This window comes from Algibacter lectus (assembly GCF_004368925.1).
Classification (GTDB): Bacteria; Bacteroidota; Bacteroidia; order Flavobacteriales; family Flavobacteriaceae; genus Algibacter; species Algibacter lectus.
Map to the genome: position 1 here is coordinate 1,766,967 of NZ_SORL01000007.1, position 13,641 is coordinate 1,780,607.

Here is a 13,641-nt window from a genome sequence, read left to right on the forward strand (position 1 = left end):
TTATTTTAAAATAGCGTGTAAGTATTTACAATAGTTTGTAACGCTCTCGTTTCAGAAAAATCTGTATTAATTAACTGGGTTAACTGTTTAGCGTGTGCGCGTCTTAAATTAAGATCCTCTATACTAGACATAATAGCGCTACCTAAAGCATTACTATCTTCAGCACTAACTAACAGACCCGTATTTTTATTTTTTATAATTTGGTTACACTCGCCTACATTAGTAGCTACAACTGCCAAATTAGCCAAACCATATTCTAATAAAGCCAAAGGTAAGCCTTCTGACTGAGACGATAAAACACCTATATCGCAAGCTAAAAGTATTGCAGAAACATCTTCACAACTCCCATAAAAAAAGACATGATCCTCCAATGTTTCGCTTTTAATATATTCAAACACTTGCTTAGAATAATCATCCTCAAAATCTTTACCTATCAAATGCAAGGTCCATTCTGGATTTTTTTTAGCTACTAATTTAAATGCTTTAAGTAAATTTAAATGATCCTTTTGCGGTCTTAAATTTGCCAAACAAACAATACGCTTACCTTCTGTACCTTTTAATCGTGTAGACAATACTGTATCTCCAACCACAGCATAATTAGGTAAATAACTAACTGTTTTTGCTTTTAATTGTGATGATGCCCAATCTTTTAATTTGGAATTGACACTAAATATGTGATCAAAATATTTAGAGCAGTATTGCAGAATACGTTTAGGACGTTGCTCTAAAAATTCACTTTTACCATAGTGATCATGCCACACCAATTTTAATTTAGGATTTAAAATAGTGATCAGCGTAGCTAAAAAATAAGACGACGAATGTGCGTGTATTACTGTTATGTTTTCTTTTTTTATAAAACGATACAATCGCCAAATCGCCGAAACATCTATTGTTGCTTTTTTATTTAAAAACAAATAACCAACCGCCTTGTTTACACTAGCTTTTAAAAGACCTCCTGCTCTAGTCACACACAAATAACTACCGTCTACTTGACTAATCATACCATTTGCATAATTAACAGCCACCCGCTCTGCACCTCCTGCTTCTAGACTATCTATAAGTTGCAATACTCTCATCTTAAGACTTTAATAGTTTTTTAATTTCACTTTCAAATACATCTAAAGTATAATGTTGTGACCAATCCGACGCCAATCTAGACACCGACACTAATGCTTGTTTAGATTCTAAAGCTAGTACTATTTTGGATACTGCCTCTTCTAAATTAGGCGCTATAAGTATACCTCGTTTACCATAGTCTAACATATTTGGCACACAAGATATAGACGTTGCAATGGGTATGACTCCAAAAAACATAGCTTCTGCCAAGGCTTTAGGCCAACCTTCGGACTTAGAAGCTAATATTGTAAAATGAGCAGATTGTAACGCTGTTTTTACTGTTTCACTAGTTTTATTACCATGCAGAACAATAGAATCCCCTAACTGTTTATCATCTATGTACTGTTGCAGTTTCGGTTTTAAAACACCATCTCCAAACACTTGTAATTTACATGTAACACCCAGACTTAGTAATTGTTCCACTATTTGGATAGCTAATAACGGACGCTTACCAGTTACCAGACTCCCTATAAATACAAACTCTAATGCTTTTGTATAATCACGAATAACAGGTACAACCCGATCTTGATTTCTATAAGTTGCTGTAAAAAATGATTTAATGTTTTTAGTTTGATTGGGCCACTCTCCATATACTAGAGCAGTCATCTTTTTTGTGTATTTTGTATTACTCAAAATTGTTTTTTGAAAACGATAACTTAAAGGCTGTTTTGCATTTGGATCCCAATTACCTGCATATTTTGCAGTTTTCACCTTATTTGGAAAAAAAACCTGTATTAAACTCCCTAATAACCCAATATTACCAGGACATCTTAAATGAATATGATCTGCACGCTTACAAGCTTTCCAAAGTTTTAAAAAAATATATGGCAACGCCAATAATGACTTTATTCCAAGACTAATATTAATAAAGGCTATTGCTGGTATCTGAGTTAATGTAATATGATCATGACTATAAGCTATGTCTATCTCGGAAAGAGGCATACTAGTTACCGGAGCAACAATCTCAACCTCATCTACATGTTTCAACCACAAATTCATCTCGCGCACATAGGGTGCATAAGCATACCATTTGAGGCCATTTGATTTATGCAAGACATGAGTTATTATTAAAAAACGCATTATTAAAATTTTAATTTACGAAACATTAGTTTAAAAGGGTTTCCACAATATATTTAGCTTGACTACTTGGTGAGCAATACTGATCAAAATATGCTTTCCCTGCTCTTGATATCTTTTCGTGATATTTATTATCTGTTAATACTTTATCGAAAACAGTAGAATAGTCTGATGAATCATTAACATAATACAAATCTTTCGAATGTATTAGGGCAATTGGCAATTCAATTTTAAAAGGAAAAGACAAAATAAAAACACCTTGATTTAAATACTCTGCTAATCTCCAACTAACCGCTCCACCAACAGCGGGATTATTTAATACCATTTTTGACTTAGCACTTAATTTAGAAAACAGTTTTGGTGTATACTTTTTACTATTAAGCTCTTGATCAAACCCCTGATTATCATTATCTGACCTAGGTACAAAACCTCCTTCAAAGACAACCCTTTTATCTGATTTACAAAACCGAATAAAATCCGCACGTATTAGATTAGCTTCTGATTCTTTTTTCCAAATATTTGATGAGAAAAACATAAAATTACTCAAATTAACTTTATACTTATACTCCTTATAAACAGGCCTTCTTAATAAAGTGTAAATCTGTTTTAATAAAGGCTTCCAAGGTAAATATTTTAATAATTTGAAATTATATAAACCTAAATATAATTTTATATTATTTATTGGGTAATGCGGAAATAATGGCTCAACTTTTTCTTGATTATACGAAGCACTTCCTATTAGTTTATTAGTTGCAAAATAACGAGTAGACAGTTCATATAATTCTGTAATTACTTTGGCGGGATCATCATTATCTATTACACCAATTTCGTTATTAATTTTAAAAATAAGTACAGATCTATTATTATATTTTAAAAATCGTGGATCCATTTCAAACTTAATATTGAATACACTATTTAAACCAGATAAATAATAAGAGGAATAAAAATTAGGAATATTTAAGATATATACTGTTTCCATAAATTAGAGTTGAATTCTAGGTTTATTAAAAATTAACGAAATTAAACCCACAAATCGACCTAAGGTTTCAGTTAAAGCTTTGTGTTTTTCTTGAGAAGTAATAGAATTAGTCCCGCGAATAGTCATTAACAATATAGTCGTAGCATAAAACTTAAAACGTGCTTTAAAACTAGGTTTAGCATATTTTACACGCCAAACATACCAACTGTTTCTTACTACCATTTTACCATAATTGTATTGATTTGGGCGCCCAGAACCATCATGATAATGTGCTAACCGCGCTCTAGTATTTATATATATTGGTCCTAACTTAGCTAATCTAATTGAAAAATCCGCATCTTCATAAAGACCATACCCTTCAAAATACGTCGAAAAACTTAAGGAATCAAACACCTCTTTTTTATAACTAGCAACACCACCCATAATTTGTTCAACGTTATACGTTTTTCCTGATGGTGGTAAAAACCCTATAGAACGTCCATGTGCAAACGTGGGTAAATAGCCTGGTTTAGCATCTGGTTCTAAACCAAAGACTGCTCTCATTTTAAATCTAGAAGACTCATTACGCATCCAACCATCGTAATAAAAATTATTTTTACTGTTCGTATTATCGGAAAGCTTCCAATCTACTTCATTAGTAATATAACCCCCCACAGCTAACGCTTTAGGATAAATACTATAAGTGTTTACTATTTGCTCAAAATAACTGGGCTCTAAAATAACATCATCATCCAAAAAACAAACAATATTTGAGGTATTTGAGACTTTTGAAAGACCTATATTCCGTTGTTTAGTTAATCCTCTATCAATAGCATCAACATTATAATATTTTAAATTATTAAATGTATTTATTTTTAAAACTGCTTGAGTCAAGGTATCAGTAGAACCATCAATTACAATAATCTCATTTGGATACAATGTTTGATTATTAACCGATTCCAAAAGCTTAATTATCGCTTTTGGGCGCATATACGTGCAAATTATTAGAGAAAACTTCATGTTAAATGGTCTTGTTTTGCAATTTATTAGCCCAAGCCTGACTCATTGCCCAGCGTTCTTTAAACATCCAATAATACTTAAAAGGTTGTTTTACAGATTGTCTTTTATAAAATTTAAAAAACAATGTCAATTTATAACTATTTACTTGTTGTCTTGTTTTATATTTTAAATTATACAGCATGACTGTCGGAGATGGTTTAGGAGGTACAACTTGATTCTCCCAAGCATGGATATATTTTGTTCTAAAACCACCAATGGGTGCTTTTAGATGTTTTAATTGTACATAAGGTAAGTAGATCACATCAACACCTTTATTTCTAAGCTGCATTCCAAAATCTGAATCCTCGCCAAATCCGTGCTCAAAAGCCATATCAAAACTAATAGCCTGTATTACATCCGTTTTGACTATACTGCAACCTGAACCAAAAGCAGCCCATTGTACCGGTGTTTTACGTTTTTCTGTTTCATTTTCCCTTAGACAACTTAGGGTTACTGCTTTAAAATCGTATGCTTGCATGAATCTTAAAGCTTCATTTAATGTGTTTTCCTTAAATCGGATATCATCGTCTGCCAGAAAAACATAATCTGATGTCACTAATTCCAAACCAATATTTCTGGCATTACACGCTCCTGTTTGGGATATGAGTTTATGAACTATTTTAAATGGCCACTCCTCGGTTTTAATATAGTTTAATTCAGATTTTATAATTTCATTATCATCTTGCTCAATAATTACAACCTCATTAGGCATTAATGTTTGCTTTGCTAAATCTTTTAAAACATCGTGTAAATATTTTGCTCTTCCTAATGTTGGTATTAATACCGAAACTGATGTGTTTACCTTTAACGCTTTACTATTGGCTTCTGAAGTTATTTCGTTATTAAAAGTCTTCTGCTTATATAACAGACTTTTTATTAAAGGAAGCACTAAAATTTTCTTTTCAAAAATTAATAAATTCAAAAATAATAACAAGATCCATCGTGCTCTAAAATGTTCTTTTACAAACTGAAATAATTCAGTTGCACTTGCATTTTCATCTGTGTAGACTTCATTATTTTCTTCTATGATTTCTGAATAAAAATAGCAAAGTAAACCATGTTCCATTCCTAGTTTTGCAATACTATTCAGGTTATAATCTAAACTATCCTTGTGACTTATGGAGTCTTTAAACATTAAAAGATTTTCGCCATAAATTGCGCCACAATTACTAGACATTAGCCAAGTAGGAAACTTTGTTTTTCTATTTACATTAATAAAAAGTGAATCTTCAACATAACCAATGGCATCGGTTAAATAGTTAGTGTGACCATTAGAAACCATTATATTATTTGACGTAAAACAAGATTGTAATACTTCTATATTTATGTTTTTCTTATTTAAAATATGACACCAAGCAATAATAGAATTACTATACTTTGACGCTAAAACAAACAATGCCTTTGTCGGTTCTTTTTCTTCAATTACTATAACCTTATTAGTTATAGTGTCGAGAACCTCAACAACTATATTGTTTTTATGAAAAAGAATTAGCATCTATAGTTTTTTTATAAAATTCGACAGACTGCTTTGCAACAATTTCTGAACTAAATTTTGATATAATCTTCTTTCTTGCTGCAATAGAAAACGCGTCTCTTAAAGTTGCATTCTCTAAAAGCGCGTTAATTTTATTTGCATATCTATCGTGTGCTTCTGGATGCACTAAAAAGCCATCTTCTCCATCATCTACAATTTCTTTTGCCCAACCCACATTTGAGGCGACTATTGGTTTTTTTAAGGCCATCGCTTCTAACCAAGAGACTGGTAATGCTTCCGCAAAAGTAGGAAACACACAGAGTGTTGCTTTTTCTATATGCAATCTCATTTTAGAATAGGGCACTACGCCCACGTAATTTACTCTTTTAAGCGCTGCTTCTGTAAATAACGGTTGCATTAATTGCCAAGTAGATTGCGTTTGCGTTTTAATATCTGGACTATCTTTACCAACTAATATTAATGTTGCTTCTGGATAGTGCTCATTAACTTTATTAAAAATATAGGGTAATTCTAGCAGCCCTTTTTTTCTAATTAATGTACCAAAGTACAATATGGTCTGATTTTTTTCTTCTAAAAGACTCTCTGTAGGCTCAAAATCTTCAATATTAACAGCATTTGGAATTACGGTAAATGGTTTGTTTAGATTGAAAAGCTTATTAGTTAACTCTCCTGTAAATTGACTTACCGAAATAATACCATCAACAGATTTTAAAGCCTGCTTTTCATGAAAGCGATTAATGGCTTTAACTGGTCTGTGATCTAAATGACAGAAATAAGTATCGGACCCATTTTCCCTAATTATCAATGGGCAATTAATATTAATAAACGATGCTATACCAGTCCAATCTGGAGCTTCTACTATGTCTATTTTTTGCGCTTTATGTAATCTATTTATTAGCTTTTGAATTTTTTTACGTGTTAAAAACCACGACAAACCTTTTAGCTTGGGGTTTTTAATTTTATAAAAAGCAATACCATTATCGCTAAACGTTACATCTTCTTCCTGACCATAAATAAGTAAAGATACCTCATGTCCTTGTTTTTGTAAAGCAACAGCAAGATGTTTTATACTAGTACCAATACCTCCAGAATGACCGATACGCTCATGTGGATATTCTGGTGTTAAGAATGCTATTTTCATAGATTTATTGTATTAAAGACTTGAGTATTTATTAAATATAAAGTATTACACATAATCTTTTGAACCGTTGTAAGATATGATTTGTGAAGGTTGTGGAGCAACCACAGCGTTAGCTTTTACATTAAAATTAACCAAACTATTGGCACCAATTAAAACATCGTCCTCAATTGTAATACCACCAACTATAACAGCATTTGGACCAATAAAAACGCTATTTCCTATTTTCGGAATACCTTTATTTTTTCCACGATTTAATACACCAATCGTTATTCCTTGAGAAATATTACAATACTCGCCAATAATAGAATCACCATGTATTACCACTCCTCCAAAATGACCTATATATAAACCTTTACCAATATTTGTACGATACGATATATCAAAACCATATTTATATTTTATACGCCTTAAATACAAAAAGAAGAAATAAAACAACACCTTATTTTTTCCTCTATAATATTGGCAACTTCTAAAAACAACAGAAAATTTAACGCCTGGAGCACTATTAAAAAGAAGTAATTTTAACTTTCTTGCAAAAGAAGGCTTAGTATTAATACCATAGCGCTTTAAATCTTCTCCTAAAGTATGTGTTAGATTATTATTATTATCCATATTGTTCATAATTAACGCTCAGAAATAATAGTCTCAATAGCTTCAATTATCCTATTCGAGGATTGGTTTTGAGGTGATTGACAAATTACATCAAACCAAAGATTTGCTTTCTCAACTGTCTGAGAATTATCATCTAAAACCCCTTTAATTTTTGCCTCAATATCCGATGAACTATTAAAATAGACGACTGCTTTATCTGGCATTGATCGAAAGTGAACGTAATTATAAATTTTATTTATATCCCATGAAGGGTTTTCTTGAGTTTTCTGATTATATCTAAAATAACAGCAAGGTTTATTTAATGCTGCATAATCAAAAACCATTGAAGAGCCTATATTTACAACAAATAAAGAATGTTTTATTGTATTACTCAACAATATTGTATCCGCTTTAGTAGGTAGTATTGTATTCCATGAATTATTCACATTACTCCATTTTGGAGCTATTTCGATAATTAGATCATCAAACTCAGATATAACTCCATCAAAACGATTAGAAAAATCAACAGGACATTTTCTTAGTATTATTCCTAATGAAAAACCTTTATTATTTAAAGTTGTTATAGCATTTGCTAAGTCTCTCAAATACTTTGGGTCATCCGGAGATGTTGTAATGTCATCACCTGAAAAGCATATGTAATCTTTAGAAAAATCCAACCTATATGTTTTATAAAACTCTTGTTTTGAGACCAAAATATTTTCGTTAAAATGAGATTCAAACTGAGGTGTTCCAGTACTAATGATATTATTTTGATTTATGAGTGGATAATATTTTTCCATCTCCTGCTTCATAAATAAACTCCAAACAAAATAATAATCAGAATCAACAACAAGAGTGGCTTTTGGTAAGTTATCCCAAGAAAATATAAAGGCAGCTGTAGGAATATTCATTTCTTTTGCTGCTAATAGTGGTGCTACTGCATTAATAATTCTTTGGTTAGCACAAAATACAAAATCAGGTTTTTCTTTTGCTAATGTTTCTAAACAATGTTTGTAATAATCAGTACTTACTTCTAATGTATTTATCTTATTTTTCAAGTAAGACAAACCTCTATTTGATTTTAAAAAGTATGCTAAAACACCTATTATACTGTTTTTTAAAAATGCTTTAAATGAATTGTTTTTTCTTTTAAATTTGTACGCATTATAAACATAATCTTTATTATTTTCGATATTAAGATTAAGTTCCACTTCTTTCCTAACATTTTTAAGAATATCTGTAAACCAATGAATCTTAATATTTTTAAGCTTTACCTCTTCATATCCTAAATTTGATAATTCAAAAGGTGTTCCATTCCAAAAGACTATATTTAAATTTCTAGACTTAGCTAAAGCATAAAAATCAGTAAAAGCAAAATTACGTAATGCAACACCTGAAGGTATCAACAAAAAAACTTTCTTTTTTATCATTGTATAATTATTAATTATTACGAATCTACAAACTGTTTTTGATGATTAGTATTCCAAAATTCTTCCAACATTAATGATTCCAAAAAAGCTTTTGCACTATTTCCGTTACCAAAAAAATCAGTTTTCACATCTTTTACTTTATTGATGTTTTTTATAGCCTCCACTATTGCTTCTGATGTATAATTAGTATTTATAATAGAACCTAACACAACTCTATTAGCTTGTCGGGAACCAATATTAATAGTAGGAATACAATAATATGGAGCTTCTCGGACACCAGCACTACTATTACCAATTATAAATTGAGCCATTTTTAATAAAGTCAAAAAATATTCAAATCTAATTGATGGAAAAATCCTGAAATTTGGATGATTTTGTATTTTTTTATAAGCTTTAAGTATAATTTTACTCCCTAAATCGTTATTTGGAAAGATAACAACATAATTTGTTTTACTATTAATTAGAGCTTGAACAAATTGCTCTGCATACAATTCCATTTGATCATGCTCTGTGGTTACCGGATGAAACATAGCTACCGCATAGCTATCAAAATTAATGTTGTAATATTCTTTGACAGTTTCTAAGCTTGGTAAATTTTTGGAAAACATAATATCGACATCTGGAGATCCAATAGTATAAATAGATTTTGACAACTCACCCATTTGCTCTAAACGATCTTTAGCCATATTATTTGCGACAAAATGAATATGACTCATCTTACTAGTAGAATGACGAATAAGCTCGTCTATTGTACCTGACAACTCACCTCCTTCAATGTGAGCAACTAAGATATTATTTAAGCTTCCAACAATTGCTCCTGCAAGAGCTTCAACTCTATCACCATGAATAACAATTAGATCGGGATTGGCTGTTTTTATAAAAGTTGAAAAGCCTGAAATGGTTTTTGCTAAAGTCAAATCCATTGTTGCTTCATCCGTGTGATTATTAAATGTTGATATATTATTAAACCCACAACGCTCTACTTCTATTAGTGTATATCCGTACTCTTCCAACATATGCATACCAGTAACAAAAACATGTGCCTGAAACTCTTCTTGTTTTTCAACAATTTCTATTAGTGATTTTATTTTACCAAAATCCGCTCTTGTCCCAGTTAAAAATACTATTTTTTTCATATTCTAAAATTTATCTGGCTTGTTCAATATAAAATTAATAGAAAATAAAAAACGTTTAAAAGCATAAAACAAATCAGAAAAAGAATTGCTGATAATATTTAAAATAGACCTTATTAAACTTTTACAAATTGAAATTAAATTATAGTCTGTATGCCAAAGCTGATAGCTGCCAATCAATTCGTTTTTAAATCTAAAGTATAACTGAGATTTACTCCTTTTTATGTCATAACAAAATATTGAAGGAACAAATTCTATATCAAACCCTGCATTTAATACGCGTTTGGACCATTCTTTATCTTCCATCGTTCTTATATCATTTTTAAAACTATGTTCTTTCCATACTTTTTTACTGAACGCTGAACCACAAAAAATAACACCAGCTGCTTTTGGGTTGTCTTTTGCCGAAACATTATTAATGTAATGTTTAAAATCATTTTTATTGTGTAAACATCGCAATCCTGCCAAATTTGGGTTTTGCGAAAATTTAATTTTTATCAACTTAAAAAAATCATGACTTACAGGATAAGCGTGTGCACTAAAAATAACTACAATAGTATTAATTGCTTCTGCTGCTGCTAAATTAGCACTACTACCATAGCCAAACTGCTCTATTGTTACGACCCTTGCTTTATATTTCTCACAAACAGAGACACTTCTGTCAGTTGACAAGTTATCTAAGACTATAATTTCACTAATATCTTCACTATACCTTTCCGTTAAATTTTTAAGCAAAAAACTTAACGCGTTAGCCTGGTTTTTATTACGAATGACAACAGAAATCTTATGCATAAACTGAGTTTTATAGAAAATCTTTATATTCTAATTGGATATCATTTAATAAATCTCTGGTTGCTACTTTACCTAAAATAGATTCAAATTTGTCAGCAAGAATAGATCCGGTCCCTGGTCTTTTAACCCATAAATTTTCTTTTGTAAAAACATCACCTTTTTTTATTGACTTAATTGTACAAACCGTTGCGAAAGCAAAATCAATAGTTACTTGTTCTTCTTTAGCAGGCTCCTTTACACCACCTCGCATTAATGCCATTTCTGCACTATTAATAATAAGTTCGCGACAAGCTTGCTCGTCCATACTACAAACAATATCTGGGCCTGTACGTTGCATGTGGTCTGTAAAATGACGCTCTAATATAGAACCGCCTAATGCTACAGCTCCTAAACAGGCATTATTATTTAGTGTGTGATCACTTAAACCAAAAACTTTATCTGGAAACGCTTCGTGTAATTGAATCATGGCTCCAAAACGTACCAAATGAATTGGTGTTGGATATAAATTTGTGGTATGTAATAGCGCAACAGGCACTTTATGTTTATCGAAAATAGCGACTGCTTTACTTACACTTTCTATGGTATTCATTCCTGTACTTAATATTACAGGCTTACCAAACTGAGCAATATGCTCTAAAAGCGGATAGTTATTACACTCACCAGATCCTATTTTATAAGCTGGTATATCGAACTTTTTTAAACGTTCTGCTGCTGCTCGAGAGAAAGGTGTAGAAATAAAAATCATGCCTTTAGACTCTACATAATTTTTAAGTGCAAGCTCATCTTCTTCGTTAAGCGAACAACGCTCCATAATATCATAAATAGACACCTCTGCATTACCAGGAATCACCTGTTTTGCTGCACCACTCATTTCGTCTGCAACAATATGCGTTTGGTGTTTTACAACTTCAACACCAACTCTATGTGCTGCATCAACCATTTCTTTAGCAACTGCTAAAGAGCCTTCGTGGTTTATACCAATTTCGGCAATGACTAAAGGTGGAAAATCTTTACCAATTTTACGTCCAGCTATTTCTATATATGGATTCATATATTGTATTCTCTATATTATATTAATTTACCTTTTTTCTTTTACTTAAATAACTCTTTATTTTACTTCTAGCTGGCTTTTCGATGTATAAATAACTTAAAACAGATAAGCCAATGAGTATAAACAGCCTTAAAAAGAAGCAAAATAAGAAATCTTCTGCTTTATCTAAGCCTAAATACTTATTCAATCTATAATCACTTATATACATCCAAACAATAAATTGAAGAATATATAAACCGTAACTTATTTCGCCTAAAAAAACAAAAGTTTTTTTATTAAACAGTTTAGTTAAAAACCCATTATTAAGTGACAACAATATAATTATTGGAATAAACAAAACTGCTAAAAGACCATTGTGATAACTAAATCCTATTGGAAATTTTAAGGCTATTAGAGATAGAATAACTAGAGCGATTATATGCACATCGTAATTTTTAGTTACACTACTTTTTTTAACGAAATAAAGACCTGCTAGGTTACCAATAATAAATTCATTAAGGTGAAAAATGGGATGATACATTACATCTTCCGAACTATAAAATAAATCTGTAAACGTTGTTTGATTAATTAAATAATGAAATAAAACTTGACTAATTAACCAAAATAAAATAATCGGAACAATTAATTTATTGAAACTAATTTTAGAGTAAAACCTATTGTATAAAAATGGGAACAATGCATAAAACACTAACTCTACTGATAATGACCAAGCGGGAATATTAAAAACTAAAGCTTGACCAGGCACCCATGTTTGAACCATAAATAGATTCAAAATAAACTCGGTAAAATTAAATTGACCTGAAACAACTATTAGAAACAAAAGGCAAAGAATGGCTAGGAGATATACAGGATAAATTCTAGCAAATCTATTTACCATATAGTCCATAAAATTAACCTTCGCTTTTTTATGGTAGGCAATTATCATTACAAAACCAGACAAGATAAAAAAGTAACTTACTCCAATATTAGCTTGTTTAAATAAAAACTGAGTATACTCGTTAGTAAAATGCATTGATCCGCTACCAAAGTGGAACACAACAATTAAAAGTGCCGCAACAAATCGAGTAAAAGTAAGTTGTTCTATTCTCATTACTGGCTTACTTAAATTAAGTTAAGATTAGACTTCTCTAAAATATAATTTGCATAGTCTAAATCTGCTTGTGTATCAATATCTATAGTTGAAAACTCGTGATTTATTTTAAAAGGAAATCCGTTAGTAGTCATTATTTCATTGTTTAATACACTTGTTGCATTTGTTATATACAATAATCCATTTTCAAAAAATAAGGGTTCTAAATCTTGACTGCGTTGTCCTGGTGTATAATTAAAAGGCTTAAACTTATCATTCTCTATTTTTCCTAATTTATGGTGACTTTGAGATACTGTAAACACACTGTCACAAGCTTTTTCATTGTAAGCATTTATACAATCTTCTAACAATGTTTTTGGTCTTAATGGATTTGTAGGCTGCAATAGGATTACTGTTTCTACAGTTTCATTAATTGATTCTAAAACATGCTTAACCGCAGAAACTGTCGGTTCAAGATCTCCAGAAATCTCCGAAGGTCTATCTATAACATTTACGCCATAAGACAATGCTATTTCTTTTATTGTGGCATCATCTGTTGTAATATAAATAGCATCAGCTAAATGTAAATTTGCTTTAGCATACAAAATACTGTGTGCTATTAAAGGCAAATCACCTAATGCTAAAACATTTTTATTTGGCAACCTTTTAGAGCCTCCACGTGCTGGTATAACTATTATTGTTTTCAATTTTAGTAGTGTTTATATTTTT

The 13,641-nt window shown here is 30.8% G+C and carries 13 protein-coding genes; all 13 read right to left on the minus strand.

Translation table 11 applies throughout. The annotated features are described in order from the left end of the window. Positions 1-5 precede the first annotated feature (5 nt). From DFQ06_RS08015 to DFQ06_RS08075, 13 genes are read right to left on the minus strand one after another with little or no spacing between them, the layout of a single operon-like run. Positions 6-1,076: a glycosyltransferase gene (locus tag DFQ06_RS08015; protein ID WP_133967028.1), complete on the minus strand. Its 1,071-nt coding sequence runs from the start codon at positions 1,074-1,076 to the stop codon at positions 6-8. Between the two features lies 1 nt (position 1,077). Beyond that, positions 1,078-2,196 (minus strand): glycosyltransferase family 4 protein, encoded by a 1,119-nt coding sequence (locus DFQ06_RS08020; protein WP_133967030.1) that lies wholly within the window; start codon positions 2,194-2,196, stop codon positions 1,078-1,080. A gap of 25 nt (positions 2,197-2,221) precedes the next feature. Continuing rightward, positions 2,222-3,172: a hypothetical protein gene (locus DFQ06_RS08025; RefSeq protein ID WP_133967032.1), complete on the minus strand. Its 951-nt coding sequence runs from the start codon at positions 3,170-3,172 to the stop codon at positions 2,222-2,224. Between the two features lie 3 nt (positions 3,173-3,175). Then, on the minus strand, positions 3,176-4,171 hold the full coding sequence (locus tag DFQ06_RS08030) for a glycosyltransferase family 2 protein (protein ID WP_133967034.1): 996 nt from the start codon (positions 4,169-4,171) through the stop codon (positions 3,176-3,178). Position 4,172: 1 nt separating this feature from the next. Then, positions 4,173-5,705, minus strand: coding sequence for a glycosyltransferase family 2 protein (locus DFQ06_RS08035; RefSeq protein WP_133967036.1), 1,533 nt, complete (start codon positions 5,703-5,705; stop codon positions 4,173-4,175). After that, a complete protein-coding gene (locus tag DFQ06_RS08040; RefSeq protein ID WP_133967038.1) occupies positions 5,686-6,846 on the minus strand; it encodes a glycosyltransferase family 4 protein in 1,161 nt (386 codons plus the stop codon). Before DFQ06_RS08040 ends, DFQ06_RS08035 begins: the two co-directional genes overlap by 20 nt. Before the next feature lie 45 nt (positions 6,847-6,891). Beyond that, entirely contained in the window at positions 6,892-7,458 is a 567-nt protein-coding gene (locus tag DFQ06_RS08045) for a serine O-acetyltransferase (protein WP_133967040.1), read from the minus strand. Between the two features lie 11 nt (positions 7,459-7,469). Further along, complete coding sequence (locus DFQ06_RS08050; RefSeq protein WP_133967042.1) at positions 7,470-8,867, minus strand: UDP-glycosyltransferase; 1,398 nt, start codon at positions 8,865-8,867, stop codon at positions 7,470-7,472. 17 nt (positions 8,868-8,884) lie between these two features. Continuing rightward, positions 8,885-10,003, minus strand: a complete 1,119-nt coding sequence (gene neuC, locus DFQ06_RS08055; RefSeq protein WP_133967044.1) for a UDP-N-acetylglucosamine 2-epimerase — start codon at positions 10,001-10,003, stop codon at positions 8,885-8,887. 3 nt (positions 10,004-10,006) lie between these two features. After that, positions 10,007-10,792 (minus strand): glycosyltransferase family 2 protein, encoded by a 786-nt coding sequence (locus DFQ06_RS08060; RefSeq protein ID WP_133967046.1) that lies wholly within the window; start codon positions 10,790-10,792, stop codon positions 10,007-10,009. 10 nt (positions 10,793-10,802) lie between these two features. Beyond that, entirely contained in the window at positions 10,803-11,843 is a 1,041-nt protein-coding gene (locus tag DFQ06_RS08065; protein WP_133967048.1) for an N-acetylneuraminate synthase family protein, read from the minus strand. A gap of 22 nt (positions 11,844-11,865) precedes the next feature. Further along, the gene (locus DFQ06_RS08070; protein WP_133967050.1) at positions 11,866-12,933 is read right to left on the minus strand and encodes an acyltransferase family protein; all 1,068 of its coding nucleotides are present in this window, start codon (positions 12,931-12,933) and stop codon (positions 11,866-11,868) included. A gap of 11 nt (positions 12,934-12,944) precedes the next feature. Next, on the minus strand, positions 12,945-13,619 hold the full coding sequence (locus DFQ06_RS08075) for an acylneuraminate cytidylyltransferase family protein (protein ID WP_090839295.1): 675 nt from the start codon (positions 13,617-13,619) through the stop codon (positions 12,945-12,947). Positions 13,620-13,641: the final 22 nt, after the last annotated feature.